Raw genomic sequence first — 25,349 nt, forward strand, 5'->3', positions numbered from 1 at the left:
GCGTCAGGCCCCGTGCGTCGATTTCCACCACAGGCCGGCGATCAGAAGCACCACCGCCGTGGCCTGCAGCCCGACGCGCAGCCGCATCAGCCTGTTGGAATTGGACCGCGCATAGTCCCCGCCCCGGTAGAGCGAATACAGGCCGAAGCCCAGGGCGATCGCGACCGCCAGGACCGACAGCGGGATCAGGATGTTGAACAGGGTTCCCATGCCCCGACCCTAACCCATCGCCGCAGGGGACGGGAGCGGATTTCGTCTCGTTCCTCGCCTCAGCCTCTCTGCCGGCCCCGATACAGCATGGCCACGTCGCAGCGGGCGTATCGCGCGCCGAACCGGGCCATGATGTCCGCGTCGTGGACGAAGCCCAGCTTCTCATACAGATGGATGGCCGGGGCGCATTTGGAGTTGGTGAGCAGATAAAGGGTCTCGGCCCCCAGCTCTCCCGCCCGGGCGATGACGGCCTCCAGCAGCACCTCCCCGACCTTCAGCCCCCGCGCGGTCTCGCGCACCCCCATCTTGGTCAGTTCGAACTGATGCTCGCCGGTCTTCTGCAGGGCGCAGGTCCCCACCACGCCCAGCGCCCCCGCCTTCGCGAACAGGATGTCGCCGCCGGGATCGACGATGCGCGCGCGCGGGTTCTCCAGCACCTCGCGGTCCGTCGGTTCCAGCACGAACATGGAGGAAATCCATTCGGCGTTGATGTCGTGGAAGTCCTGGGCCCGGCTGTTCTCGAAGGGCAGGATCTCGACGGCTGGCCGGACCGCCCCCCCGCCCCACTCATTGAGCGGCTTTTCGGTCAATCGCGCCTCGATGGCGTCCAGCTGTTCCAGCAAACTTCCCTTCAACTCCGCGCACAGGGCGACCACCGCCGCCTCCACCGCGGGCCAGACCGCGACACGCGACCGGGCCATCAGCTCCAGCCCCTCGGGGCTCAGCCGCACCGTCCGCCGCCGCCGGTCCGACGACGGCGTCGCCGCCTCGATCAGCCCCATCTCCGTCAGCTTGGCCACTGTGCGGGTCACGCCGGGCTGGCTGACCCCGGTCGCCTCGACCAGATCGCCGACGCCCAGCGGCCCGTGCCGGTCCAGCGCCGCCAGAACCGGATACTGCGCCGGCTGCACCGGCAGACCGGCCTGCTCGACCACCTTGAGCACATCGGCCTGCATGCTCTCCCCGATCCGCTTCAGACGGCTGCCGAGAAACAGGAAGGGCCGTTCGCGAATGACGTCGGAGACCATGGCGCACCCATTTATATAACTGGATATATAACTGCATATGCAATCAGTGCCGGTCAAGCGGGTTAACGCCCCGGTGACCGTGTTCAAAGGGGCCTTGGTCAACCTTTCCTGCGTACGGTGGCGCTTCCTCCCCGGGACCCTTGATGACCGACCGCTCGATCCGAAACCTGGCCAATCTGCGCGACTCGGCGTCGACCTCCCGTGTGCTCAACCTCACGGCCGTCCATGCCGAGCACGGCCATACGGAGGAGTGGGCCGAGGCGCCCCTGTTCAGGAACCCCCTGCTCAACCGCGCCCTGCTGATCAAGCACCGACTGCGCCGCGACGAGCTGGACCGCTTCCGCCTGCGCCGTCACGTGGCCACCAAGATCGTCCTGCCGATCGACGCCGACGATCTGCGCGTCGGCGGCCGCTACATCTTCGTCGGCGAGATCGGTTATGAGGCGACGATGCAGCAGGTATTCGGCATCGGCCCGGATCACCCCGACATCGCCACGCTGAAGGTCATGGACGCCCTGCCCGGCCTCGACCCCTTCCTGCTGCGCGAGGCCCTGCGCCGCAGCGGCGTCAGCCCGGCGACCTGCTACTTCAACCTGTCGGAAGCCGACCTCGGCGCCATGATCGCCTTCGTCGGCGAGGAGATCACCCCCCTGGTCGACCTGTCGATGGGGCCCGACGCCGATCTCTCGGCCGAGAACCCCGTCGCCCGCCTGACCGACAAGATCCTGTCCAACTCGGCCGGCGACGACCTGAGCGCCTTGGGCATGACCCTGCGCCTCAAGCCCGAAGAGTATGAGGAGGGCATCTTCTGCTGGAAGGGCTTCCTCTATTACAAATGGGTTCTGCGCGGCGTCATCGGGGACGTGGGCGCCGTCGTCGAGGCGGTCCGCACCGTCAAGCCTCGTGGCCGCCCGACCGACCAGCAGTATGTCGCCCTGGACCGCAGCCGCGAGACGGTGCGCCGCCGCATCTCGGCCACCTGCGACAGCACCGCGACCATGCTCCGGGTCTATGACGACGCCTTCAACGGCCTGACCCAGGAGGGCGACCCGGCCGGCTTCCGCGACTTCCTGCGCGACGCCCCGCACCTGTTCGCCAAGCTGGGCGAGCGGCTGGGCGCGGTCCAGCATATCGTCAGCTTCTGGAAATACCGGATGGCGCCCGGCAAGCCCCTGCCGACGCCGGAGGAACTGCTCGACCTCCTGGCCGATTTCGAGGTCAGCCTGACCGGCCGCGACGAGGCGCCGGGCGGCATCTCCCTCGCCGCCTGATCGGCCATCAAAAAAGCCCCGCGACACCGTCGCGGGGCTCTTTCGTTCGGGCTTTCGCCCTCACTCAGTAACGGTAGTGATCCGGCTTGAACGGGCCTTCGGTCGGCACGCCGATGTAGTCGGCCTGTTCCTTGTCCAGCACCGTCAGCTTGGCGCCCAGCTTGCCGAGGTGCAGCGAGGCGACCTTCTCGTCCAGGTGCTTGGGCAGGGTGTAGACGTCGTTCTTGTACGACGCGATGTTCGTCCACAGCTCGATCTGCGCCAGGGTCTGGTTGGTGAAGGACGCCGACATCACGAACGAGGGGTGGCCCGTGGCGTTGCCCAGGTTCACCAGGCGGCCTTCCGACAGCAGGATGATTTTCTTGCCGTCCGGGAACTCGATGTGGTGCACCTGCGGCTTGATCTCGTCCCACTTGAAGTTCTTCAGGCCGGCGACCTGAATCTCCGAGTCGAAGTGACCGATGTTGCAGACGATGGCGTTGTTCTTCATCCGGCGCATGTGCTCGACGCGGATGACGTCCTTGTTGCCCGTGGCGGTGACGAAGATGTCGGCCTTGTCGGCGACGTCTTCCAGGGTCTGGACGTCATAGCCTTCCATGGCGGCCTGCAGGGCGCAGATCGGGTCGATCTCGGTGACGATCACGCGGGCGCCGCCCTGGCGCAGCGAGGCGGCCGAGCCCTTGCCCACGTCGCCGTAGCCGCAGACCACCGCGACCTTGCCCGACAGCATCACGTCGGTGCCGCGACGGATGGCGTCGACCAGGGATTCACGGCAGCCGTAAAGGTTGTCGAACTTGGACTTGGTGACGCTGTCGTTGACGTTGATGGCCGGGAACGGCAGGTCGCCCTTCTTGGCCATTTCGTACAGGCGATGGACGCCGGTGGTGGTCTCTTCCGACACGCCGCCGATGGCCTCGCGGATCGCGGTGTAGAAGCCGGGCTTCTCGGCGATGTAGCGCTTCATGACCTTGAAGAGGGCTTCCTCTTCTTCGTTCTGCGGGTTCGAGATCAGCGACAGGTCCTTCTCGGCCTTCGGGCCGAGCACGCACAACAGGGTGGCGTCGCCGCCGTCGTCGAGGATCAGGTTCGGATAGCCGCCGTCAGCCCATTCGAAGATCTTGTGGGCGTAGTCCCAGTACTCTTCCAGGGTCTCGCCCTTGGTGGCGAAGACCGGGGTGCCGTTGGCGGCGATGGCGGCCGCGGCGTGGTCCTGGGTCGAGAAGATGTTGCACGAGGCCCAGCGCACGTCGGCGCCCAGGGCTTCCAGCGTCTGGATCAGGACGGCGGTCTGGATGGTCATGTGCAGCGAGCCGGCGATGCGCGCGCCCTTCAGTATCTGCGCCGGACCGAACTCCTCGCGCAGGGCCATCAGGCCCGGCATTTCGGTTTCGGCGATGGCGATTTCCTTGTTGCCGAACGGGGCGAGCGAGATGTCGCGGACGATGTAGTCGGTCATTCAGGGGGCTCCTGGAGCGCACGACCTCTGGCCGGTCGCGAATTGGCGGTTGCAGGCCCTATAGCCCCAGCCGGTTAATGGGGCAATAAACATATAAGGATATCCTTATGTGAGAGTCGCCGCTTGGCGCGCTCCGCCGACAGGTCTACGGAATCCCGCATGGCCGACGACGCATCCCCCATCCGCCCCCCCAAGAACCAGGCTGGCTTTGATCTCAGCCTGCCGCGCCACGACTGGACGCTGGATCAGGTCGAGGCCCTGTTCGCCCGCCCCTTCATGGAACTGGTCTTCGAGGCCGCGACCGTGCACCGGCGCTGGTTCGATCCGTCCGAGGTGCAAAAGTCCCAGCTGCTGTCGATCAAGACCGGCGGCTGCGCCGAGAACTGCGGCTATTGCAGCCAATCGGCCAGCTTCGACACGGGCCTCAAGGCCGAGAAGCTGATGGACGCCACCGCCGTCATCGCCGAGGCCATGGCGGCCAAGGCCGGCGGCGCCTCGCGCTTCTGCATGGGCGCGGCCTGGCGCGAACTGAAGGACCGCGACACCCCCAGGCTGGCCACCATGATCGCCGGCGTGAAGGCCCTGGGCCTGGAGACCTGCGCGACGCTCGGCATGCTGACCGCCGACCAGGCGCAGCAGCTCAAGGACGCCGGGCTGGACTACTACAATCACAACCTCGACACCGGGCCGGAGTACTACGCCGAGGTCGTCACGACGCGGACCTATCAGGACCGGCTCGACACCTTGCAGCATGTGCGCGACGCCGGAATGTCAACCTGCTGCGGCGGCATCGTCGGCATGGGCGAGAGCCGCCGGGACCGCGCGGGCCTGCTGCACGCCTTGGCCACCCTGCCCGAGCATCCCGACAGCCTGCCGGTCAATGCGCTGGTGCCCGTCACCGGCACCCCGCTGGGCGAACGGGTCCTGAAGACCGGCGAGATCGATCCGATCGAGTTCGTCCGCACCGTCGCCGTCGCCCGTCTGGTCTGCCCGAAAGCGATGGTGCGGCTGTCGGCGGGCCGGGAGACCATGAGCCCGGAGATGCAGGCCCTGTGCTTCCTCGCCGGCGCCAACTCCATCTTCGTCGGCGGCAAGCTGCTGACCACGCCCAATCCCGAACAGGACGAGGACGCCAGGCTGTTCGCCCTGCTCGACCTGAAGCCGATGCAGCCGCTGCACGCCTGATCCGCCCATGAAGGTCTTCGCGCCCATCCTCGCCGGGGCCACCCTGCGCGACCGCGCCATCGCCTGTCTGGGGGCCCTGTTGGGCATCGCCGCGACCGGCCTGATCAGCCGGACGATCCTCGGCGATCTCGACCTCGCCCTGCTGCTGGCCGCGCCCCTGGGCGCCTCGGCCGTGCTCGTGTTCGCCGTTCCCGCCAGTCCGATGGGCCAGCCCTGGCCGGTGATCGGCGGCAACGTCATCTCCGCCCTGTCCGGCGTGGTCGCAGCCCATCTGATTCCCGAGCCGATGATCGCGGCGGGCGCCGCCGTCGCCCTGTCGATCGCCGCCATGTCCCTCACCCGCAGCCTGCACCCGGCCGGCGGCGGCTCCGCCCTGGTCGCGGCGCTCGGCGGCCCGGCCTTCGCCAGCCACGGCTGGATGTTCGCCTTCGTGCCCATCGGCCTGAACGCCGTGATCGTGGTCGCCACGGGCTGGCTGTTCCACCGCTTCACCGGCCCCGCCTATCCGCACAGGGCCAGCCCGGTCCCGGCCGCTCCGCCGCCCATCACCGAGGTCGACATCGGTGTCGCGCTGGAAACGTTCGGCGAGCCGCTGGACGTCAGCGCGGCGGACCTGCTGAAGATCGCCAACCTCGCCGCCGCAGAGGCGCGTAAACGGGCGTAACCCGGCCTTAAACGCTGTCCGCTAGGGTCGGCGCATGGATCGTCGCGCCCTCTTCTCCCTCGCCCCGCTCGCCGGCCTCGCCCTGGCGGCGACGGCCCTGCCCGCCCAGGCCTCAGGCGGCGGCGGCGAAGGCGGGGAAGGCGGCGCGCCCAAGGAAAGCTTCATGCGGCTGGACACCCTGACCGCGACCATTCTGCGGCCGGACGGCCAGCGCGGCGTGATGACGGTCGAGATCGGTCTCGACGTCCCGGAAGCCGAACTCAACGCCAAGGCCCTGATCAACAAGCCGCGCCTGGCGGCCGCCCACAATGAGGTGGTCCAGACCACCGCCGCGGTCCTGCTGCCCGGCCAGATCCCCGACATCGACCAGCTGGCCCACGACCTTCAGGTCGCGACCTTCAAGATCCTGAGAAAACGCGGCGCTGTGGTGCTGCTCGGCACGGTGATGGTGCTCTAGGCCGCGCTATGCTCGCGACGCCGTCGCTCGCGGCTTGAGCGCGACCCGGCTCCGCTCATCCCTGCGAAGGCAGGGACCCTAGTCCTTCGTCGGGCTGACCGCGTTCGCGTCGCCATAGGTCAGGGCCAGGAAGACGTCTTCCAGATCCGGGTCCTCGGTCGTGATGTCGGCGATGGTCACCCCGGCGGCGCGGACGGCGGCGAGGACGTGCTCCACCGACGACTGGCCCTTCTTGTAGCTGATGGCGAAGGCGCCGTTGGCCCGGGCGACCACGTCGAAGCCCGGGACGGTCGGCAGGCCATCCAACTCGCCCTCGGGCGTCACCACCACATTGCGCGTGTCCAGTCGGCGCAGCAGCTGCGGCGTCGGCTCGCAGGCCACCACCGCGCCCCGGTTCATGATGGCGATGGTGTCGCAGAGCTCCTGCGCCTCCTCCAGATAGTGGGTGGTCAGGAGGATGGTCACGCCCTCGGCGTTGATGCGACGGACGTATTCCCACAGCTGGCGGCGCAGCTCGACGTCCACGCCGGCGGTCGGTTCGTCCAGGATCAGGATCGGCGGATTGTGCACCAGGGCCTTGGCCACCATCAGCCGGCGCTTCATCCCGCCCGACAGGGCGCGGACATAGGCATGGGCCTTGTCCGACAGGCCGAGCGCGGCCAGCAGCTCGTCCGAGCGCCGCTCATTGGCCGGCACGCCGTAGAAGCCGGCCTGGACCTCCAACGCCTCGCGCGGGGTGAAGAAGACGTCGGCGACGATCTCCTGCGGCACGACACCGAGCGCGGCGCGGGCGTCGCGCGGCTGTTTGTCGATGTCGCGGCCCCAGATGGCGGCCGTCCCGCCGGTCTTGTTCACGATCCCGGCCAGGATGTTGATCAGGGTCGACTTGCCCGCCCCGTTCGGGCCCAGCAGGCCGAACATCGATCCGCGCGGGATCACCAGATCCACGCCACGCAGGGCGGTCTTGGGCGGCGCCTTCTTGGTTCCGGCGTAGGTCTTCTCCAGCCCGCGCACCTCGATGGCGTTGACGGGCAGGGCTTCGGTCTCGGTCATGCGTCGGCTTTGGTCGGAGAGCGCGCGGAACGGCGCGCCGCATAGGTATGCCCCCCGCCCCGGTTCGCCAAGGCGCCGCCGGAAAGACATTACGGAAAGTGCGTAGCGACAAGCGTTGCGGACTTTATGTCAATGATACTTGACTTTTGGATGCAAAATGTCCAGCTTCCTTGTCATTGAGACAAACACCCTTGACGGAGAATGAACATGACGAAGACGCGGATGATCGGTTGGAGCGCCATGGTGATCTGTGGGCTCGGCTATGCGAGCTGTGCGGGCGTCGCCGTTCTGGCGAAAACGGGATCGCTGGACGCGACCATGGCTCTGCTTCTCGGCGCCATCGCGGCCCTGATTGGCGAATGCGGACTGTGGGTCGCCGCGGGCTGCCTCGGCCTGACAATCTTCAAGAAGCGTCAGGCCTTGTTCGACCGGGTGTTCCGGCGCCGTAAAGTGGTTGCTGCGCAGGCTTGAGGCCCGCCCTGGACGCCCGTCCTCGACAAAGGGCTGCGGCGGGGAGGGTTTGACGACGCGGGCCTCCCCGCCTAGGAAACGGACACCTCCCTTTCAGGCTAGTTCCCATGCCCCCGCGCCATCTCGATACCCCCGTCCCGCCGCCCGAAGAGATCGTGGTCTCGTCCAAGCGCGTCGCCTGCGACGGTGGCAACGGCGTCCACGGCGCGACCCTGGGCCACCCGCTGGTCTATCTGGACATGGGCGAGGACGACTTCATCGAGTGCGGCTATTGCGACCGCCGTTTCGTCCTGTCGGCCCATCCGCACAGCGAGAGCGAATACCTCGACCCGGCGGCCCGTCCGCCCGAGGCGCACTGAACCCTGACGTCAGAAAGTCCGGATTGGGGCTGACAAGGCCTCGCCTCTTCCCCCGAAGGTTCCGAACATGCGCTATCTCCACACCATGGTCCGCGTCGCCGACCTCGACGCCTCGCTGCGTTTCTGGTGCGACGCGCTCGGACTGGAGGAGGTGCGCCGCACCGAGAGCGAGAAGGGGCGTTTCACCCTGGTCTTCCTCGCCGCGCCGAAGGACAAGGAGCGCTCGGCCGCCGAGCGTTCGCCCGAGGTCGAGCTGACGTACAACTGGGACCCGGAAGTCTATACGGGCGGCCGGAATTTCGGCCATCTGGCGTACAAGTTCGACAACGTCTACGCCGCCTGCCAAAGGCTGATGGACGCGGGCGTGATCATCAACCGCCCGCCCCGGGACGGCAACATGGCCTTCGTTCGCTCGCCGGACGGCATCTCCATCGAACTGCTGCAGGAGGGCGAGCCCCTCGCCCCGGCCGAGCCCTGGGTCTCCATGCCCAACGTCGGCGTATGGTGAGGCCGGCCCTCCAGGCGATCGGCGTCGCGGGGGCCTGTCTCCTCGCCACGGCCTGCGCCTCCACGACCGAGAGCAACACCGGCCGCACCGCGACCGAACAGCTGCTGCTGGCCCGCGCCGCCGACCGGGCGGTCGAGCACCTGACCCTGCCCCTGCCAGTCGGCAGCCGCATCTTCGTCGACGGGACCTTCTTCAACGTCGACAACCCCAGCTACGCCATCTCCTCGATCCGCGCCGCCATCTCCGAGGCCGGCTACGCTCTCGCCGACAGCCGCGACAAGGCCGACGCCGTCTTCGAACTGCGCGCCGGCGCCCTGTCGCTGGAGCAGATGCGCCGCGTCGTCGGCCTGCCGCCCCTGGCCGTGCCGATCAACGAGACCTTCAACGTGGTCTCCATCCCCGAGCTGTCGGTCTACAGCCGGCGGGACCGGGTCGGCGTCGCCGAGTTCTCGGGCTTCCTCTACGACGCCCAGACCGGCGCCCCGCTCGGCGCCGTGACCCCGATGATCGGCACCTTCCGCATCCGCAGCCACAAGGTGATGATGGTCATCGCCTGGGGCCAGCAGTCCCTCTCCCCCGGCGAGCGCGACCCCGGCGACAGCTGGCGCGAGTTCTAGGTCACTTTGACTGGTAGGCGATCCGCCGCACGATCAGACCCGCGGCGGCGCCGGGAATGAGCATCAGGGCCGGATAGGCGAACAGGACCGCCGGCCCCGGAAAGCCGCTGAGCACCACGAGCACGATCAACAGGGCAATGAAGCCTCCAATGGCCCCGGCCAGCATCGCGCTGACATAGCCGTCGCGCCCGATCCGCCTGAGCGCCATCCCCGCCGGTATGCCCAGCAGCGTCAGGCCGAGGCTCCAGGCCAGGGTGGCGACAGCCATGACCAGCAGGAAGAGCCAATAGCCCGCCACGGGCGACGGCCCCACCGGCTCATCATTCGGCCACAGCCACGCCACCGCGAACTCGGCGCCCAGCAGCAGCCCCGCCGCCACCGAGGCCAGAATGATCGCCAGCGCGATCCACCACCACTGTCTGAGCATGAAGATCCCCGAAGGCTCCCCAGCGGTGTTGGCTCTAATCGTGTTGGATGCAAGCCTGCCGCCACATCGAGGCTGACGTCGCCGCCGACGCCCCCTATGTTGGCCGCCATGTCCGACACCCCCGCCGATCCGACCGAAGCCTCCCGCCCGCTCACGCAGGACGGCCCGCCCCTGCGCCTCTATCTGATCGACGCCTCGGCCTACATCTTCCGCGCCTACCACGCCCTTCCGCCCCTGACGCGCAAGTCCGACGGCCTGCCGGTCGGGGCGGTGCAGGGCTACTGCAACATGCTCTGGAAGCTGCTGCAGGACATGAAGGGCTCCGACGGGCCGACACACCTGGCGGCGATTTTCGATCATTCGGAGAAGACGTTCCGGAACGCGCTGTACGACCAGTACAAGGCGCACCGGCCGCCGCCGCCGGAGGACCTGATTCCGCAGTTTCCGCTGGTCAGGGAGGCGACGGCGGCGTTCGGGGTGCACTGCGTCGAGCTGGCGGGGTATGAGGCGGATGACCTGATCGCGACCTATGCCTGCAAGGCGCGGGCGGCGGGGGGTGAGGCGGTCATCGTCAGTTCCGACAAGGACCTGATGCAGCTGATCGGCGACGGGGTCGTGATGTTCGATCCGATGAAGGACCGGCGCCTGGCCGAAGACGCGGTCATGGAGAAGTTCGGGGTCACGCCGGACAAGATGGTCGACCTTCAGGCCCTGATCGGCGACAGCGTCGACAACGTCCCCGGCGCGCCCGGCATCGGGCCCAAGACCGCGGCCCAGCTGCTGGATGAATACGGCGATCTGGACACCCTGCTGGCCCGGGCGGAAGAGATCAAACAGCCCAAGCGCCGCGAAACGCTCATCAACTTCAGGGACCAGATCCTGCTCAGCCGCGAACTGGTCCGCCTGACCTGCGACGCCCCGGCGCCCGAGCCGATCGAGGCCTTCGCCGTCCGCGACCCCGACCCCGCGACCCTCTCGGCCTTCCTCGAGCAGATGGAGTTCCGCTCGCTCGCCCGCCGCGTCGGCGACGGCAAGACCACCGACCACGACGGCCAGGCCTTCACCGCCCCCCAGAACCGCGCCTCCGCGAAGACCCCCACCGCCCCCGTCATCACCCCGCGCTACGCCCCCAAGGCCGTCAACGCCGACATCGAGGCCCATGTCTTCGACCACGACGCCTACCACTGCATTCAGGACCTCGACGTCCTCGACGCCTTCCTCGCCCGCGCGACCGAGGCGGGCGTGGTCGGCTTCGACACGGAAACCTCCTCCCTCAGCGCCACCCATTCGGGCCTGTGCGGCGTGTCCCTGGCCATCGGGCCCAATGACGCCTGCTACATCCCCCTGACGCATGAGCATGAGCCGATGGCCGGCGCCGGCGGACTCGACTTCGGGGATACGCCCGACACGCGCGAGCCGATCGTCCAGCTGGACAAGCCCACGGCCCTGGCCCGCCTCAAGACCCTGCTGGAGAACCCCGCCGTCCTGAAGGTGACCCAGAACGGCAAATACGACATCGCCGTCATGGCGCGCCGGGGCATCGCCGTCAGCCCGACCGACGACACCATGCTGATCTCCTATGTCCTCGAAGGCGGGCTGCACGGCCACGGCATGGACGAGCTGGCCCGCCTCCACCTCGCCCACGACCCCATCCCGTTCAAATCGGTCGCCGGGACCGGCAAGGCCCAGAAATCCTTCAAACATGTCGAGCTGAAACCGGCCACCGCCTATGCCGCCGAGGACGCCGACGTCACCCTGCGGCTGTGGCGCCTCCTCAAGCCCCGTCTGGCGAAGGAAGGCCTGACCACCGTCTATGAGACGCTGGAACGCGGCATGCCCGTCACCCTGTCGAAGATGGAGCTGGAGGGCATCCGCGTCGATCCGGACCGCCTGCGCCGCCTGTCCTCGGAGTTCGGCATCCGCATGGCCGAGCTGGAAACCCAGGCCCAGGAGCTGGCCGGTCGCCCCTTCTCGATCGGCAGCCCCAAACAGATCGGCGAGCTGCTGTTCGGCGAGATGAACCTGACCGGCGGCAAGAAGACCGCCTCGGGCCAGTGGGAGACCGGCGCCGCCACCCTGGAGGCCCTGGCCGAGACCCACCCCCTGCCCCGCGCCATCCTCGACTGGCGCCAGCTGTCCAAGCTCAAGGGCACCTACACCGACGCCCTCGTCGCCGCCATGGACGAGGCCACCGACCGCGTCCACACCAGCTACCAGCTGGCCGCCGCCACCACCGGCCGCCTCGCCTCCTCCGACCCGAACCTTCAGAACATCCCGGTCCGCAACGAGATCGGCCGCCAGATCCGTCAGGCCTTCATCGCCGCCCCCGGCAATGTCCTGATCTCAGCGGACTACAGCCAGATCGAGCTGCGCCTGCTGGCCCATATCGGCGACATCCCCGAGCTGAAACGCGCCTTCAAGGCCGGCCTCGACATCCACGCGGCCACGGCGTCGGAGATGTTCGGCGTCCCCGTCGAGGGCATGCCCGCCGAGACCCGGCGCCGCGCCAAGGCGATCAATTTCGGCATCGTCTACGGCATCAGCGCATTTGGTCTGGCCGCCCAGCTGGGCATCGATCAGGGCGAGGCCGGCGCCTATATCAAGACCTATTTCGAGCGTTTCCCCGGCATCCGGGATTACATGGACAGGACCAGGGCCGAGGTCCGCGAACACGGCTTCGTCTCCACCATCTTCGGCCGCAAGATCCACATCCCGGCCATCCACTCCAAGTCCGGCGCCGAACGCCAGTTCGGCGAACGCGCCGCCATCAACGCCCCCATCCAGGGCGCCGCCGCCGACATCATCCGCCGCGCCATGATGCGGATGCACGCCGCGTTAGCGGAGGCCGGACTATCCGAAGTGAAGATGCTGCTTCAGGTCCACGACGAACTGGTCTTCGAGGCCCCGGAAGGTCTGGCCGAACAGGCCATGGTCGTGATCCGGCGCGTCATGGAGACGGCGGACGAACCGGCCGTGAAGCTGAGCGTGCCGCTGGTGGTGGATGCGCGGGCCGCGAAGAACTGGGATGAGGCGCATTGAGGCCCTATACGGCCCCTTTTAGCAGAGCCCTCACCCGGGATTTTATGTTTTCATACGTAGCATTTAGATGGTTTTTTGCTACGCCGGTAAGCAATCCAGTATGGCCGACCGCATTCCGAACTGGCTTGTAAGATGTGGCGTCGCGATAAAGAGAGGGTTTGTCGGAATTTCCTTTAGATCCTTCCGCTGTATACGCAAGGTTGTGCATATCTAAGTAGTAAAGATCTGAATTATCTTTACGAATATCAAAGCTGATATTCGCCGAACCTTTACCATCCACTTCGGCCTTTTTCCACTTCTCCGCCTCCTTTTTGCTGGAATCGGAGATTGAGGAGCCATTTTTAATCAGCAGCTTTCTCACCAAATTTTCCGACAAGAAGCAGTCCGTGTAAGCCTGCAGGTTAAACTCTGCGTCACCCCGAAGCTCATCCAGCCACGCGTCTACCTGATCTTTTTCAGCATCCTGCGGACCCGGAGAAAAATCTGAAGTCGTCAAATTATAAAGATCTCTAGCCTTTCTTGCTTTCTTGGTTTTTCTCGGGTTCTCATCGTCCCCCTCTTGTCCGCGATCGAGACGTAGATCGTCCCACTCGTCGATTATCTTGGGTATGAGATCGTCCTTTAGATAAGACATCAACTCGAGAAATCGAGTGTCATCCTCAACTATACCTTCTCGACTGCTCGTGAATGGATCGACGCCATCACGATCCATAATATCGAAATGTATTTGCCCATACAGATAGCTTTCAACAATCCTCTGGGTCGGTATGTGGCGAATAATATTCTTCTCGCGCAACCTGCCATTGACGAACAGATCAATTGTCGCTCGCTCGTCTGTGCCGGTTATTTTTAGATTTCTCGGCTTTTCGACGGTTGCAGCAAACCCCTTCACCCCCAAGGAGGTTGTGGTTACGATCGGGTCGCTCTTCAGCTTGGATAGGGATCTTGTATAGGAATCTCCATATCCGTTAACAATCCAGACAAACTCAGTGGAATCCGCCAAGTCTTTCAGGTCCAGCTCGCTAACCAAGTCTCCATTCACAAAAATGTTGAATGACGGATCCACAACTGAAAACTTAAAGCTTAAGGCGAGCATCTTTTTGATGTGCTGCGGAGAGCTATTCAGTTTGTCCTTTACACCATCAAAGACGATAATGGTCCCCTTATCATGATCGTCAGACAATCCCTCAATGAGGGAGAAATCTAGAACCTCAAGAGGATACTCATCGGCCGTGTTGTCGTTTTTAATGGCTTTATCTAAGCCAGTGTTGTCTATAACACCGCCTGTGTATTCGGATTCTTTCGTCTTCGTGAATATAGACACGCGCTTCGCGCAGGACAGAAGCGCTAACTTTCCGATCCCCTTGGCCCCTATGTAAGGCCTCTTTAGACCACTTTTTCTGTGGCCATCTTTGCGCTTTGAGTATCCAATTTTTAGAAATTTTCCCTGAAAATCTTCAGGACTCATTCCATCGCCATCATCTTTAATTGAGAATGACGATTTATCGGTATCTATATTTATCCAAACGTTCTTCGCGTCAGCATCCCACGAATTAGACACCGCCTCAGCCAAGACAGTTATAAAATTCCGGTACAGATTCCGGCCAAGATGGTTCAATACACTTAGAGAAATCTCAAAATTGAATTGGTCTGCCATCTCCCCCCCCCCCTGGGGTCGCCAGTGATTTTTTATCTCACTTCAGATTGCATCAACCGCACGCCCACACGCAATACAAATATATCAACCGTTTATCAGTGCGAGACCGGGTCCTCTTGCAGCGGTGATCCGCTCAACGCCTCAAGGTGATTTCGGATAGAGCGAGCAACCGCCTCTCCCAATTTCACCGGTACGGCATTTCCGATCTGGCGTGCCAAACGCAAACCGTTGACGGGCTCGCCAGGGGCAATGAACTCATATTCGGGTGGGAACGACTGAAGGATAGCAGCCTCACGGATCGAAATCGCTCGATCCTGGCTAGGGTGTCCAAATCGACCATTCCCGATGCCGAGACACTGAGTGGTAATCACTGGAGATGGGTCGTCCCAAGTCATCCGCCCATAGACCGACCGGAACGTCTTCCCGGCATCCTTCTTGTGACAGGCTAGCTTGAGGTCTTCGTCCCAATCCTTCCAACTTCCACCCTCCGTTGTCGCCCGAAGACGTCGCAGGTTCAATTCTCCCAAGCCTCGCGACTGGTGAAGGCGATCGTCCGGATGAGACGTTCCAGCGTCGATTGGTGGCAAGTTGCCAATAGCCTGACGTACGGTGAGTGGTTCATCTTTGTGAGATGGATCACACAACGTGATCTCACCATGCTTCGACGCGAATAGAACCAGGCGGCTGCGCCGTTGCGGAACACCATAGTGATCGGCTCGCACCGTGTAGGTCGTCACCTCATACTTTTGGTCTTTGAGGCGCTGGATAAACGACTGGAAAATCGGATGCACCAAGAGGCGCGGTACATTTTCCATCGAAACGACGTCGGGCTGCACCTCTTCGATCAGACGCGCAAACTCGTCTAACAGTTTCCAGCGAGTGTCTTTTTTCTGGTGGTCGTCTGACCGGCGGTACCGGCCCGTATAGGTGGAAAAGGGCTGACAAGGCGCACAGCCGACAAGGACCTTGGGGACAGTCCCTGAGTAAAAGGCACTTATGCGATCGCCTGAGACAGTCGTGATGTCATCGGGAATGAACTCGGCTTCGAGGTTCGTTTTGTAGGCGTACTCGCAGGACGCATCGGAATCGATGCCAGCGCGAACGGCAAATCCCTCGTTGCGGAAGCCGGCGCTCAGCCCGCCAACACCACAGAACAGATCAACCACTTCAGCTTGCATGACACCCCCTAGCAGACCGGGGAAGTAGCTGACCAGCGTTCAAAATCAAGCGCAAGGCAAGGGATGCCAGACCCCTGCCCCACCAACACCGAACAAAAGCGCTTCGCCTCTATACCCCCGCCCAAATCCGCCAGCCATCATAACTGAACCTCCCAATCCCAAGGCCCGCCCGGGTTTGCGCTTTTCTCGCGGCGTTCGGCGCGACCGGGTCGGCGGGAGCCTTATGCTTGCGGGCATGGGGAAGCACTTCAATGCGAAGCTGGATGACGCGGCGTGGCGGGCTCTGTTCGGGCGCTGGCATGCGGGGGAGGCGACGGCCGCCGTTCTGAGGGCCGGGGCCGGGGTGTCGTCGGATACCTGGCAGGCCAATGCGCGGCGGCTGGGGATGCGGATCGCGGACCTGCCCGAGGGGCATCCGGCGAAGCGCGGGGCGCCGGCGTTCGAGGATCGGGCGGATGAGTATCGGCATCCGAACAGCCGGCTGACCGAGGGGCAGTGGCGGGCCCTGTTCGCCCTGCGGGCGGCGGGGACGCCGGATACGGTTCTGGTCGCGAAGTTCGGGGTGCATGCGGCGACGATCTGTTCGCAGGCGGAGGCGCGGGGGATCCGGCGGGCGGATTTGCGGGCGGGGGTGGAGGCCGGGCCGGGCGGAGAGGTCGCCTCGCCCCCTCCGTCACGGCCCGAAGAGGGGCCGCGCCACCTCCCCATCGCGGAGCGACGGGGAGGAGACTTTGTGGGGCCGCCTCGACCTGTGATCGATCCCGGGAATCCGCAGCGGACGCGGGCGGCGCTCAGGGTGCAGATCGCGGAGATGGGGGAGCGGGGGGACTATCGCGGCATCACCGACGCCTGTGGGGCGGAGGCGGCGATGGACAAGTTGTTTCAGCGGGCGGAGGCGCGGGGGAAGAGCCCCTCCACCCCTTCGGGGTCCCCCTCCCCGCGAAGCGGGGAGGAGACGCGGTCGGCGCTGATTTTGCGGAAAGAACAGCGGCCGCCGGAGGGGGCGTGGTCGACGTGGTTGTTTCTGGGCGGGCGCGGGGCGGGGAAGACGCTGGCGGGGGCGTCGTGGATTTCGGACATGGCGGACAGGTGCGGGCGGCTGGCCCTGATCGGGGCGACCCTGCATGACGCGCGCGAGGTGATGATCGGGGGGCCGTCGGGGATATTGAGCCTGCCGCGGTGGCGAGCGCTGGGGCGATGGCCTGTGTATCAGGCGTCGCGGCGGCGGCTGGTGTTTCCCGGCGGGGCGGAGGCGTTCGTGTTTTCGGCCGAGGACCCGGATTCGCTGAGAGGGCCGCAGTTCGCGGCGGCCTGGGCGGATGAGTTCTGCGCCTGGCGGGACGGGGGCGAGGTGCTGGCCATGGTGCGGATGGGGTTGCGGTTGCCGTTGGGACCGACCGTCTCCTCCCCGTCGCACAGCGATGGGGAGGTGGCTCCGAGCCCTTCGCGAGGAGACGGAGGGGGTCTTGAGGGCGAACACGGTGTGGGCGTGAAGAGCCCCTCCACCGCTTCGCGGTCCCCCTCCCCACTGCGTGGGGAGGAGACGGGAGCGCCGCGTCTGTGCGTCACCACCACGCCCCGACCGACGGCGGCGTTGAAGGCGCTGCGGGCGGAAGCCTCGTGCAAGCAGAGCCACGCCCCGACGGCGGACAATGCGGAGAACCTGGCGCCGGCGTTTCTGGAGGGGCTGCAGGCGCTCTATGGCGGGACAAGACGGGCGGCGCAGGAGCTGGAGGGCTTGGTCGTGGAGCCGGAGGGCGGGCTCTTCACAGCCGAGATGTTGGCCGGGGTGAGGGAGGCGGTGGAGGGGCCGTTCGACCGGGTCGTGGTGGCGGTGGATCCGACGACGACGGCTGCCGGGAACGCCTGCGGGATCGTGGTGGTCGCCAGAAGCGGAGAGCGGGCCGTGGTGCTGGCGGACCGGTCGGCGCGGGGGTTGTCGCCCGAGGGCTGGGCGCGGCGGGCCTTGGCGGCGGCGAGCGAGTTCGGGGCGGCGGAGATCGTCGCCGAGGTCAATCAGGGCGGGGAGATGGTGCGGGCGGTGCTGGATGCCGTGGGGTTGCGCGGGTCAGTCCTGCGGTTCCGGCCGGTGCGGGCGACCTCGGGCAAGCGGGCGCGGGCCGAGCCGGTGGCGGCCCTCTACGAGCAGGGGCGGGTGCGGCACGCGGGGGTATTCAGCGCTCTGGAGGAGGAGCTGATGGCCTTTGGGTCGGAGGACGAGGGGCGGTATGACCTCGACCGGGCGGACGCCCTGGTCTGGGGCGTGACGGCCCTGCTGCTGGGGCCGCGCGGCGAGGGGCCGAGGATCCGGACGCTGGACTTCGGGGTGACGCCGAGGGGGTTGTCGGTCAGGACGCCGTGGCCTGAGGCGCCTTGGTCGGCCTAGGCGGCGACCATGCGCTCGACCTCATTGACGAGGTCGCGGAGGTGGACGGGCTTCGAGAGCACCTTGGCCTGCGGACTGGCCTGGGCGGCCGAGAGGGCGACGGCGGCGAAGCCGGTGATGAACATGATGCGCAGGCCGGGCATGCGGGCGGCGGCGACGCGGGCCACCTCGATGCCGTCGGCGCCGGGCATGACGATGTCGGTCAGGAGCAGGTCGTAGGGGCCGTGCTCGAGGGCGTCGATGGCGTCGTCGCCGTTCTCGCAGTCGACCACCGTGTGGCCCGCGCGCTCGAGCGCCCGGGTCAGGAAGCCGCGCAGAGAGGCGTCGTCTTCCGCCAGAAGGATACGCGCCATAGTTCTTCGTCCCCACGATTACGAAGCCGCGACACTAGGCCTCCAAGCGTAAACCGCCCATGAAAATCATCGTTAGGGCGAGCGGTCGTGGGGGACGGGGCGGTGGACGGCCTGTGGACGGGCCAGTGGACGGGGGGCGGGAATCGGCTATGCGGGAGGGATGACGCCGGACGCCGCGCCCTTCAGCCTGAGCCTGCCCGAGGGGGAGGCGGGCCCCCTGGTCTTCGCCTCGCCGCACTCGGGGGCGGGGATTCCGCAGGACATGGCGGCGGCGGCGGGGCTGGCCGAGGCCTCGCTGCGGAGCGCCGAGGACGTGGGAGTGGACCGGCTGGTCGCCTCGGGACCCCGGCGCGGCGCCCCCCTGATCGCGGGGGCCTTCAGCCGGTCCTACGTCGATCTGAACCGGGCGCCCGAAGAGCTGGATCCGGCCCTGATCGAGGGCTGCGAGGCGGTACAGGCGTCAGCGAAGACGGCGGCGGGGTTCGGGGTGATCCCGCGCAAGGCCGGGGACGGGGCCGCGCTCTACGACCGGCGGCTGACGCTTGAGGAGGCCCGGGCGCGGCTGGCGAAGGCGCATGGACCCTATCATGCGGCCCTGGGCGAGCTGATGCGGGCGGCGCGGGCGCGGCATGGCCTGGCGGTGCTGATCGACTGGCATTCGATGCCGTCGCGGGCGGTGCGGGGCGGGGCGCGCGGGGCTCCAGGACCGGACGTGGTGCTGGGCGACCGGCACGGCATGGCCTGCGAGGCCGGGCTGACGCGGCGTCTGCGAACCCTGTTCGAGGCGGCGGGCTGGCGCGTGGGGCTGAACCAGCCCTATGCGGGCGGATACACGACCCAGACCTGGGGCCGGCCGGACGAGGGGTATCAGGCGATCCAGATCGAGCTGAACCGCGCCCTCTATCTCGACGAGACGACGCTTGAGCCCGGGCCGGGCTACGGGCGGTGCCAGGCGGTGCTGGAGCGGATCATCGCCGGTCTTTGCGACGGCGGCGCAGACGGGTGGCGGGCGCCCTGAGCAGGGCGGTGACCTCGAGCCCCTCCTCCTCGGCCTCCTCGCCCCGGCCCCGGCGGTCGGCGGCGCGGATCTCGGCGAAGCTCGCATCGGGGCAGGTGCGGGCGAGGTGGCGCAGCCGCTCGATCCAGCCGGGGACCATGGCCACGACGATGCCGGCGCCGTCGGCGGCCAGCTCCAGCAGGGACAGGCTGCGGCCGGTGATCGCCTGAAGCGTCTCGATCATCACGGCGATCAGGACGGCGCCGAGGGCGATGTCGTTGCGCCGCCAGCCGGGCGCGACGGCGAACAGGCCGGTGGTGATCCAGAAGAAGGCGATGACGTGGGCGGGGCCGTCCGCCAGGCCGAAGAGCCGCTCCAGCCCATGGAAGGGCCCGAGCATCAGGATGACCAGGATCAGGCCACAGACGGCGGCGGCCGGACGCAGGATTCGCAGGACCCGGCGGGGCGTGAGATCGGAAGGCGGCGACACGCGCGAACACTCCTGGAGAGAGAACCTGAGGTTACGCCGCCGTTCTCGAATGCGCCATGAAGCGGGATGGTGAACCTGCGGTAAATCGGGGAAATCCCCGGCGCCGCCCGCACACCGCAGACCCGGCGTTCAGAACGAAAAAAAGGCCGCGCCATACCGGCGCGGCCATGAAAGTCTATAGGGAGGAAACGCCCAGGAAGGGCAAGACGCCCGGAGGCGTCGAAGGTCAATCTAGGTTGCGATGCACAATGCGTCAACCATTCAATTGGCGCATCGGATCACGGGTTGTTACTCGTTTTTGCCTCACCTGACGTCAGGTAACCGGTTTCCACGGTGGAATCGGACCCGAAACGGCTGCGATCACGCAATCCGTGATGCTGCGATGCAAAATAGCTGTGCCGTTCAGCTGTTTTCGTCATCGAGAAGGGGCGGACGCGCCTCCTCGGCCTCGAGCAGACGGCGGGCCTGACGAATCGCCTGGGCGGCGGGCGAGGCCGCCTGACGCCAGGCCAGAAGGCCGAAGGCCGAGACGACCGCCGCCGCCAGCCAGATCGGGCCGAACAGCCAGGCCCCGGCCGCGAGGGCGAAGTAGTAACCGCGCACGCCCTGACTGAAGGAGGCCAGCGCCGGGTTCAGAACCCTGGCCGTGGCCTCGCCGAAGGCGACCTTGTCGCCGGGCATGTGAATCTCGGGCGCGGCGCCGATCAGGGCCAGCGCATAGTTCATCTGACGCAGGGACCAGATGAAATCGAGCAGGCCGCGCGCCAGACAGGCGAGGATCAGGGCCAGCTTGGCCTCCAGCAGCCGGACCGGCACGGCCTCGGCGCCGACCGAGGCGAAGGCGCGCAGCGCGTTCTCGCCTCCGAACAGGACGCCGCCCACGGCCGCGATCAGCAGCAGGTTGGACGAGGCGAAGAAGGAGCCGGAGTTGATCGAATGACCCAGCAGCTGGCTGTCCAGCAGCCGCATCTCCCGATGGGTCATGGCGCGCATCCAGGCGTGCCGGATGGTCAGCATGTCCTCGTTCAGGGCGCCGCTGCGCCGGGCCAGCAGTTTGAGCAGGGGGTCGTAGCCCAGCCAGCACAGCATGAAGAGCCCAAGCGCGGCCCAGTCGGGGGTGGTCATTCAGCTCTCGTCAGCTCTGAAGCAGAGGCCGACCGTACCGCAAGTGGAACGGCCTGTCAGGGATGCTGACTTGCCCGGAACGGCCGGTCGGACTATGACGCCCGACACTTCGCAGATGCACAATCCGAGCACACCATGAACATCGACGCCATTCCCGTCGGCCCGAACCCGCCCTGGGACCTGAACGTCATCATCGAAATCCCGCAGGGCGGCCTGCCGGTGAAGTACGAGATGGACAAGGATTCCGGCGCCCTGTTCGTCGACCGCTTCCTGCACACCGCCATGTACTATCCGGGCAACTACGGCTTCGTGCCGCACACCCTGGCCGACGACGGCGACCCCTGCGACGTCATGGTGCTGAACCCCTCGCCGGTGGTGCCGGGCTGCGTGATCCGCTGCCGCCCGATCGGCGTGCTGCGCATGGTCGACGAGGCCGGCGGCGACGACAAGATCCTGGCCGTGCCGGTCGACAAGCTGAACCCCTACTACACCGACATCGCCAGCTATCGGCAGCTGCCGATGATCCTGGTCGAGCAGATCGAGCACTTCTTCACCCGCTACAAGGATCTGGAGAAGAACAAGTCGGTGACCGTGAAGGGTTGGGGCGACGCCGGCGAAGCCGCCGCCCTGATCGCCGAGGGCATGCGCGCCCACGAAGAGAAGCAGAAGGCCAAGAAGGGCGGCGCCGCCAACGCGGCCTGATCCTCAAATCCTCCCCCATCGGGGGAGGTGGCTCCGAGCGCTTGCGAGGAGACGGAGGGGGATCACCGCGCTCACCGCGCCTGAAGCCGGCCCCCTCCACCGCTACGCGGTCCCCCTCCCCCGATGGGGGAGGATCGACGCCTCCGGGGTTCCGCCCCGGGGGCGTTTTCGTGTCCGGACACGATTTCGGGGCTGTCCGGACAGGCTGTTGATTGCGTGAAGGCGAGCGGTCGGGCTCGATGCCGCCATGACCGAGATCACCGAACCGACCGCCCCCTCCTCCGCTCCCTCCACGCGTGGCGAGATCCTCGAGATCGTGAAGACCGTGGTCGTCGCCCTGGCCCTGGCGACGGTGCTGAGGGTCGTGCTGTTCCAGCCCTTCACCATCCCCTCGTCCTCGATGGAGCCGGGACTGGTGACTGGAGACTATATCGTGGTGTCCAAGTTCGCCTACGGCTGGAGCCGGGCGTCGTTGCCGCTGAACCTGCCGCTGATCCCGGGGAACGGGCGTCTGCTGGGGCACGGTCCGAAGCGCGGCGACGTGGTCGTCTTCCGCCTGCCGCGCGATCCGAAACAGACCTGGGTCAAGCGGGTCATTGGCCTGCCCGGCGACCGGGTGCAGGTGACGGGCGGAGTGGTGTCGGTCAACGGCGTGGCCATCCCGCAGGCGGCCGAGGGCCTGACCCACGACTTCGACGCGCCGACGCGAGAGGTGATGCAGGTGCGCGAAACGCAGGGATCTAGGAGCTACGTCACCTATGACGGCGGTTCCGGCCTGCCGGGCGACGACACAGGCGTCTATGTCGTGCCGGCCGGGAACTATTTCATGATGGGCGACAATCGCGACAACTCGCTGGACAGCCGCTGGCCCGGAACCGTGGGGGTCGGCCTGCTGCCGGCGAAGAACATCATCGGCAAGGCCGAGATCGTCGTCGGGTCGTGGAACGCGGGCGCCGCCCTGATCAAGCCCTGGACCTGGCTGGACCTGCGCGGAAACCGGTTCTTCAAACCGATCCGGTAAGGTCAGCAAGATCGGTCGAGCGCGCCGGGCGGCCTTGCCTCAGACAGGCCTCGTCACGAGGATGCGAGGACGATGACGGCGACGCTGACCCCCTATATGGCCCGGATGGCCCGGGTGCTGGATCATATCGACCGGCGCCTGGACGGCGATCTGGACCTGGAGAGCGTCAGCGCCGTCGCGGCGTTTTCGAAATTCCATTTCCATCGGCAGTTCAGGGCGACCTTCGGCCTGTCGCTGCACCGCTATGTCCAGCTGGCCCGCCTGAGACAGGCCTCGAAACGGCTGGCGGACATCGGCGGCGACAGCGTCACCGACATCGCCCTGGACGCCGGTTACGAGACGCCCGACGCCTTCGCCCGCGCCTTTCGCCAGAGGCTGGGGCAGTCGCCGTCGGAGTTCCGGAAATCTCCCGCCTGGGAGCCGTGGCTCGCGGCCTTTTCGCCGCTCAACTCAGCCCGGAGCCGGATCATGCCCCAGACCTTCACCACCGCCGACGTCGTCATCCGCGAGACCGCCCCGACCCGGGTCGCGATCTTCGAACACCGGGGCGACCCCGAGACCCTGGACCAGACCATCCAGCGCTTCATCGCCTGGCGGAAGTCGCAGGGCCTGTCGCCCGCCAACAGCGCCACCTTCAACATCTGGCACACCGAGCGCCGCCCGGCGAACCCCGCCGACTATGCCATGGACCTGTGCGTCGGCCTGCCCGAGGGCCATGCCTTCGAGGCGGGCGGGCATGACGTTAAGGAGGGCGAAATTCCCGGCGGGCGCTGCGCCGTCCTGAGGGTCACCGGCGACACCCACAATCTGGAGCCCGCCGCCCTGTTCCTCTATCGCGACTGGCTGCCCGACAGCGGCGAGGAGATGCGCGACTTCCCCGTCTACGCCCAGAGATTCTTCCTCGAGGCGCCGGAACAGGGGACGGCGGCGGAGGTGCATCTGCCGTTGCGGTGAGGAGCGGGTCGCCTTGTCACGGTTGCGGCGGCTGATAACTCCTGCTTGTCTGAACCGCTTGTCCCGCCCCAGGGCGACGGAACAGCGGGATGCGCAAGCAAGGGGCAGTCGGAATCGTGAGCGGGATGGACGACGCGCTTCAGACACTGACCGAACGTGAAAAGGACGCCCTGAGATTGCTGGCGTCGGGCCATGACGCCAAGTCGCTCGCCAACCATCTCGGGCTGTCCGTCCACACCGTGAACGACAGGCTGCGCGAGGCCAGACGCAAGCTGGGGGTCTCCAGCAGCCGGGCGGCGGCACGGCGACTGGCCGAAGCCGAAGCCCCCCAATTTCTTGCGGACAAGAAATTGGGGGAAGCCGGGGCGACGGGCGAGGCGGCAGGATCCGGAACACCCGTCACCCGCCAGAGGCCATGGCCTGCCTGGCTCTTCGCAGGATCGCTCATCATGATTTCGATCGCCGTCGCCGCCGTCGTCTACAGCCTCAGCGGCGCTGCGGGGCAGCCCGCCCCGGCGCCCATGCCTGCGTCGGGGGCGACCTCGTCCGCCGCCATGCAGACGGCCGCCACGCCGGAAGCGACCGAAGCCGCGATGGCCTGGATCGCACTTCTGGATCACGGCCAGTGGGCGGAAAGCTGGGCGGGCGCCGGCGCGATCTTCAAGGCCCAGGTGTCCGAAGCCGACTGGGCCGCGAACGCCCGGTCCGTTCGCGAAGGCGTCGGTCCGGTCGTCTCCCGCGTCCAGAAAAGCGCGACGCGAACCGCGTCCCTGCCGGGCGCCCCCGCCGGCGACTATGCGGTGATCCAGTATCAGACCACCTTCGCCAACCGTCCCGCCGCGACCGAAACCGCCGTCTTCGTTCACGAAGCCGGCGGCTGGAAGGCCGTGGGCTACTTCGTGCGGTAGCCCTCGGACACCTACCCCTCGGCCGTCGCCCGTTCGACAAAGGCCAGGGCGATGTCGGCGACCTCGCCCAGACCCCCGTCCACCGTCAGGGAATGGCCGCGGCCGTCGAGCTGGAAGAGCTCGGTGACGGCGGCCTCATTGCGACGCTGGAGGGTCCAGGCGGCGCGGACGACGGGAGGCGGGACGGTGTGGTCCACCCGGCCGCTCATGAGCAGCAGGGGCCCGCGATCCGGGGCGCGGGTGTCGACGCGGGCCTCGGTCCAGGGATTGAGGTTGGCGGCGGCGGCCTGGAAGATCGGCTTGCCGGGCGCCGGGGCGTGGAAGGCTTCGTAGAGGCGGTCGCTTTCGGCGGGGTCGAGCGCGTTGCCGAAGGCGTAGCGGAACTGGGCCTTCGTCAGGGGGACACGGCGAGCGGCGTTGGCGGGATTGCCGAGCACCGGCCAGGCCGAGCGCAGGGCCGACAGCGGCAGGGGCAGGACGCCCCGGAACGGCGCGGGCGAGATCGCCACCGTCGCCCGCGCCAGACCCTGACCGGCCAGGATCTGGGCGATCAGGCCGCCGAAGGAATGGCCGACCAGGACCGGCTTGCGCCTCAGGCCCCGGGCGATGCCCGCGAAGTGCTCGCGGACCTGAACGATGGTTTCGGCGCCTTCGAGGAGGCCCTCCTCCGCCGGCCAGCCCGGGGTCAGGGCGGCGTAGCCCGCGGCCTCGAACCGTTCGGCCCAGGGAGTCCAGGACTCTGGCGCAAGCCAGAGTCCGTGGATGAAGACCACCGGCTGCCGCCCGGAGGCGTTGGCGCGGTCGATGGCGGCCTGAACGGTTGGCGAGGTCAT

26 protein-coding genes are annotated in these 25,349 nt (G+C 66.8%); 15 read left to right on the plus strand and 11 right to left on the minus strand.

Going from position 1 to position 25,349, the window contains the following annotated elements; translation table 11 throughout:
• Positions 1-3: 3 nt before the first annotated feature.
• Entirely contained in the window at positions 4-210 is a 207-nt protein-coding gene (locus tag ACW172_RS04765) for a twin transmembrane helix small protein (RefSeq protein ID WP_492034043.1), read from the minus strand.
• Positions 211-269: 59 nt separating this feature from the next.
• A complete protein-coding gene (locus ACW172_RS04770) occupies positions 270-1,238 on the minus strand; it encodes a bifunctional helix-turn-helix transcriptional regulator/GNAT family N-acetyltransferase (RefSeq protein WP_492034044.1) in 969 nt (322 codons plus the stop codon).
• Between the two features lie 143 nt (positions 1,239-1,381).
• On the opposite strand from ACW172_RS04770, the gene ACW172_RS04775 reads away from it, so the two are divergent.
• Positions 1,382-2,509 carry a hypothetical protein gene (locus ACW172_RS04775; RefSeq protein ID WP_492034045.1) on the plus strand — a complete coding sequence of 376 codons (1,128 nt, stop codon included), beginning with the start codon at positions 1,382-1,384 and terminating at the stop codon, positions 2,507-2,509.
• A gap of 64 nt (positions 2,510-2,573) precedes the next feature.
• Here ACW172_RS04775 and ahcY read toward each other — a convergent pair whose 3' ends face one another.
• Entirely contained in the window at positions 2,574-3,965 is a 1,392-nt protein-coding gene (ahcY, locus tag ACW172_RS04780; RefSeq protein WP_492034046.1) for an adenosylhomocysteinase, read from the minus strand.
• Positions 3,966-4,124: 159 nt separating this feature from the next.
• Between ahcY and bioB the strand changes: the two genes are divergently transcribed.
• Genes bioB through ACW172_RS04795 form a run of 3 tightly spaced genes read left to right on the plus strand, consistent with a single transcriptional unit; the run spans position 4,125 to position 6,271 of the window.
• On the plus strand, positions 4,125-5,150 hold the full coding sequence (bioB, locus tag ACW172_RS04785; protein WP_492034047.1) for a biotin synthase BioB: 1,026 nt from the start codon (positions 4,125-4,127) through the stop codon (positions 5,148-5,150).
• Positions 5,151-5,157: 7 nt separating this feature from the next.
• A complete protein-coding gene (locus tag ACW172_RS04790) occupies positions 5,158-5,814 on the plus strand; it encodes an HPP family protein (protein ID WP_492034048.1) in 657 nt (218 codons plus the stop codon).
• A 34-nt stretch (positions 5,815-5,848) separates the two neighbouring features.
• Complete coding sequence (locus ACW172_RS04795) at positions 5,849-6,271, plus strand: Tat pathway signal protein (protein WP_492034049.1); 423 nt, start codon at positions 5,849-5,851, stop codon at positions 6,269-6,271.
• Between the two features lie 78 nt (positions 6,272-6,349).
• Here the strand turns inward: ACW172_RS04795 and ACW172_RS04800 are convergent, their stop codons facing one another.
• Positions 6,350-7,324, minus strand: coding sequence for an ABC transporter ATP-binding protein (locus ACW172_RS04800; protein WP_492034050.1), 975 nt, complete (start codon positions 7,322-7,324; stop codon positions 6,350-6,352).
• 207 nt (positions 7,325-7,531) lie between these two features.
• Between ACW172_RS04800 and ACW172_RS04805 the strand changes: the two genes are divergently transcribed.
• The 4 genes from ACW172_RS04805 to ACW172_RS04820 all read left to right on the plus strand — a co-directional run bounded on the left by ACW172_RS04805 (position 7,532) and on the right by ACW172_RS04820 (position 9,279).
• Entirely contained in the window at positions 7,532-7,795 is a 264-nt protein-coding gene (locus ACW172_RS04805) for a hypothetical protein (protein WP_492034051.1), read from the plus strand.
• Between the two features lie 107 nt (positions 7,796-7,902).
• On the plus strand, positions 7,903-8,154 hold the full coding sequence (locus tag ACW172_RS04810; protein ID WP_492034052.1) for a zinc-finger domain-containing protein: 252 nt from the start codon (positions 7,903-7,905) through the stop codon (positions 8,152-8,154).
• 67 nt (positions 8,155-8,221) lie between these two features.
• Positions 8,222-8,662, plus strand: coding sequence for a VOC family protein (locus ACW172_RS04815; RefSeq protein WP_492034053.1), 441 nt, complete (start codon positions 8,222-8,224; stop codon positions 8,660-8,662).
• The gene (locus tag ACW172_RS04820) at positions 8,659-9,279 is read left to right on the plus strand and encodes a DUF6655 family protein (RefSeq protein ID WP_492034054.1); all 621 of its coding nucleotides are present in this window, start codon (positions 8,659-8,661) and stop codon (positions 9,277-9,279) included. The genes ACW172_RS04815 and ACW172_RS04820 overlap by 4 nt, the downstream gene beginning before the upstream one ends.
• Before the next feature lies 1 nt (position 9,280).
• Here ACW172_RS04820 and ACW172_RS04825 read toward each other — a convergent pair whose 3' ends face one another.
• On the minus strand, positions 9,281-9,706 hold the full coding sequence (locus ACW172_RS04825; protein ID WP_492034055.1) for a hypothetical protein: 426 nt from the start codon (positions 9,704-9,706) through the stop codon (positions 9,281-9,283).
• 108 nt (positions 9,707-9,814) lie between these two features.
• Between ACW172_RS04825 and polA the strand changes: the two genes are divergently transcribed.
• Positions 9,815-12,745, plus strand: a complete 2,931-nt coding sequence (gene polA, locus ACW172_RS04830) for a DNA polymerase I (protein WP_492034056.1) — start codon at positions 9,815-9,817, stop codon at positions 12,743-12,745.
• 4 nt (positions 12,746-12,749) lie between these two features.
• On the opposite strand, the gene ACW172_RS04835 is transcribed toward polA, so the two are convergent.
• Together ACW172_RS04835 and ACW172_RS04840 are read right to left on the minus strand one after the other, a co-directional pair.
• Positions 12,750-14,402, minus strand: a complete 1,653-nt coding sequence (locus tag ACW172_RS04835) for an ATP-binding protein (protein WP_492034057.1) — start codon at positions 14,400-14,402, stop codon at positions 12,750-12,752.
• Positions 14,403-14,497: 95 nt separating this feature from the next.
• A complete protein-coding gene (locus ACW172_RS04840) occupies positions 14,498-15,580 on the minus strand; it encodes a DNA cytosine methyltransferase (protein WP_492034058.1) in 1,083 nt (360 codons plus the stop codon).
• Positions 15,581-15,815: 235 nt separating this feature from the next.
• Between ACW172_RS04840 and ACW172_RS04845 the strand changes: the two genes are divergently transcribed.
• Complete coding sequence (locus tag ACW172_RS04845; protein ID WP_492034059.1) at positions 15,816-17,966, plus strand: phage terminase large subunit family protein; 2,151 nt, start codon at positions 15,816-15,818, stop codon at positions 17,964-17,966.
• Here ACW172_RS04845 and cpdR read toward each other — a convergent pair.
• The gene (gene cpdR, locus ACW172_RS04850; RefSeq protein ID WP_492034060.1) at positions 17,963-18,319 is read right to left on the minus strand and encodes a cell cycle two-component system response regulator CpdR; all 357 of its coding nucleotides are present in this window, start codon (positions 18,317-18,319) and stop codon (positions 17,963-17,965) included. The two genes, ACW172_RS04845 and cpdR, sit on opposite strands and share 4 nt — an antisense overlap.
• 160 nt (positions 18,320-18,479) lie before the next feature.
• Here cpdR and ACW172_RS04855 point away from each other — a divergent pair, with 160 nt between their 5' ends.
• Complete coding sequence (locus ACW172_RS04855) at positions 18,480-19,337, plus strand: N-formylglutamate amidohydrolase (RefSeq protein ID WP_492034061.1); 858 nt, start codon at positions 18,480-18,482, stop codon at positions 19,335-19,337.
• Here the strand turns inward: ACW172_RS04855 and ACW172_RS04860 are convergent.
• Entirely contained in the window at positions 19,288-19,806 is a 519-nt protein-coding gene (locus ACW172_RS04860) for a VanZ family protein (protein ID WP_492034062.1), read from the minus strand. The genes ACW172_RS04855 and ACW172_RS04860 overlap by 50 nt on opposite strands.
• 402 nt (positions 19,807-20,208) lie before the next feature.
• Positions 20,209-20,931 carry a DUF599 domain-containing protein gene (locus ACW172_RS04865; protein WP_492034063.1) on the minus strand — a complete coding sequence of 241 codons (723 nt, stop codon included), beginning with the start codon at positions 20,929-20,931 and terminating at the stop codon, positions 20,209-20,211.
• Between the two features lie 135 nt (positions 20,932-21,066).
• Between ACW172_RS04865 and ppa the strand changes: the two genes are divergently transcribed.
• From ppa to ACW172_RS04885, 4 genes are all read left to right on the plus strand, one after another.
• Complete coding sequence (gene ppa / locus ACW172_RS04870; protein ID WP_492034064.1) at positions 21,067-21,633, plus strand: inorganic diphosphatase; 567 nt, start codon at positions 21,067-21,069, stop codon at positions 21,631-21,633.
• A 247-nt stretch (positions 21,634-21,880) separates the two neighbouring features.
• The gene (gene lepB / locus ACW172_RS04875) at positions 21,881-22,654 is read left to right on the plus strand and encodes a signal peptidase I (protein WP_492034065.1); all 774 of its coding nucleotides are present in this window, start codon (positions 21,881-21,883) and stop codon (positions 22,652-22,654) included.
• 72 nt (positions 22,655-22,726) lie between these two features.
• Entirely contained in the window at positions 22,727-23,608 is an 882-nt protein-coding gene (locus ACW172_RS04880) for an AraC family transcriptional regulator (protein ID WP_492034066.1), read from the plus strand.
• Between the two features lie 125 nt (positions 23,609-23,733).
• Positions 23,734-24,516 carry a helix-turn-helix domain-containing protein gene (locus ACW172_RS04885; RefSeq protein WP_492034067.1) on the plus strand — a complete coding sequence of 261 codons (783 nt, stop codon included), beginning with the start codon at positions 23,734-23,736 and terminating at the stop codon, positions 24,514-24,516.
• Positions 24,517-24,527: 11 nt separating this feature from the next.
• Here ACW172_RS04885 and ACW172_RS04890 read toward each other — a convergent pair whose 3' ends face one another.
• Complete coding sequence (locus tag ACW172_RS04890; protein WP_492034068.1) at positions 24,528-25,349, minus strand: alpha/beta hydrolase; 822 nt, start codon at positions 25,347-25,349, stop codon at positions 24,528-24,530.

This window comes from Brevundimonas sp. ALps5 (assembly GCF_058681645.1).

Bases quoted from the DNA above. Each gene is read 5' to 3' on its own strand.
- ACW172_RS04810 (WP_492034052.1), top strand. From the start codon at position 7,903: ATGCCCCCGCGCCATCTCGATACCCCCGTCCCGCCGCCCGAAGAGATC.
- ACW172_RS04835 (WP_492034057.1), bottom strand. From the start codon at position 14,402: ATGGCAGACCAATTCAATTTTGAGATTTCTCTAAGTGTATTGAACCAT.
- ACW172_RS04825 (WP_492034055.1), bottom strand. From the start codon at position 9,706: ATGCTCAGACAGTGGTGGTGGATCGCGCTGGCGATCATTCTGGCCTCG.
- ACW172_RS04840 (WP_492034058.1), bottom strand. From the start codon at position 15,580: ATGCAAGCTGAAGTGGTTGATCTGTTCTGTGGTGTTGGCGGGCTGAGC.
- ACW172_RS04795 (WP_492034049.1), top strand. From the start codon at position 5,849: ATGGATCGTCGCGCCCTCTTCTCCCTCGCCCCGCTCGCCGGCCTCGCC.
- ppa (WP_492034064.1), top strand. From the start codon at position 21,067: ATGAACATCGACGCCATTCCCGTCGGCCCGAACCCGCCCTGGGACCTG.
- ACW172_RS04765 (WP_492034043.1), bottom strand. From the start codon at position 210: ATGGGAACCCTGTTCAACATCCTGATCCCGCTGTCGGTCCTGGCGGTC.
- ACW172_RS04775 (WP_492034045.1), top strand. From the start codon at position 1,382: ATGACCGACCGCTCGATCCGAAACCTGGCCAATCTGCGCGACTCGGCG.
- ACW172_RS04805 (WP_492034051.1), top strand. From the start codon at position 7,532: ATGACGAAGACGCGGATGATCGGTTGGAGCGCCATGGTGATCTGTGGG.
- ACW172_RS04815 (WP_492034053.1), top strand. From the start codon at position 8,222: ATGCGCTATCTCCACACCATGGTCCGCGTCGCCGACCTCGACGCCTCG.
- ACW172_RS04890 (WP_492034068.1), bottom strand. From the start codon at position 25,349: ATGACCTCGCCAACCGTTCAGGCCGCCATCGACCGCGCCAACGCCTCC.
- ACW172_RS04855 (WP_492034061.1), top strand. From the start codon at position 18,480: ATGACGCCGGACGCCGCGCCCTTCAGCCTGAGCCTGCCCGAGGGGGAG.
- ACW172_RS04880 (WP_492034066.1), top strand. From the start codon at position 22,727: ATGACGGCGACGCTGACCCCCTATATGGCCCGGATGGCCCGGGTGCTG.
- ACW172_RS04845 (WP_492034059.1), top strand. From the start codon at position 15,816: ATGGGGAAGCACTTCAATGCGAAGCTGGATGACGCGGCGTGGCGGGCT.
- ahcY (WP_492034046.1), bottom strand. From the start codon at position 3,965: ATGACCGACTACATCGTCCGCGACATCTCGCTCGCCCCGTTCGGCAAC.
- ACW172_RS04790 (WP_492034048.1), top strand. From the start codon at position 5,158: ATGAAGGTCTTCGCGCCCATCCTCGCCGGGGCCACCCTGCGCGACCGC.
- ACW172_RS04800 (WP_492034050.1), bottom strand. From the start codon at position 7,324: ATGACCGAGACCGAAGCCCTGCCCGTCAACGCCATCGAGGTGCGCGGG.
- ACW172_RS04885 (WP_492034067.1), top strand. From the start codon at position 23,734: ATGGACGACGCGCTTCAGACACTGACCGAACGTGAAAAGGACGCCCTG.
- ACW172_RS04770 (WP_492034044.1), bottom strand. From the start codon at position 1,238: ATGGTCTCCGACGTCATTCGCGAACGGCCCTTCCTGTTTCTCGGCAGC.
- bioB (WP_492034047.1), top strand. From the start codon at position 4,125: ATGGCCGACGACGCATCCCCCATCCGCCCCCCCAAGAACCAGGCTGGC.
- ACW172_RS04865 (WP_492034063.1), bottom strand. From the start codon at position 20,931: ATGACCACCCCCGACTGGGCCGCGCTTGGGCTCTTCATGCTGTGCTGG.
- cpdR (WP_492034060.1), bottom strand. From the start codon at position 18,319: ATGGCGCGTATCCTTCTGGCGGAAGACGACGCCTCTCTGCGCGGCTTC.
- polA (WP_492034056.1), top strand. From the start codon at position 9,815: ATGTCCGACACCCCCGCCGATCCGACCGAAGCCTCCCGCCCGCTCACG.
- lepB (WP_492034065.1), top strand. From the start codon at position 21,881: ATGACCGAGATCACCGAACCGACCGCCCCCTCCTCCGCTCCCTCCACG.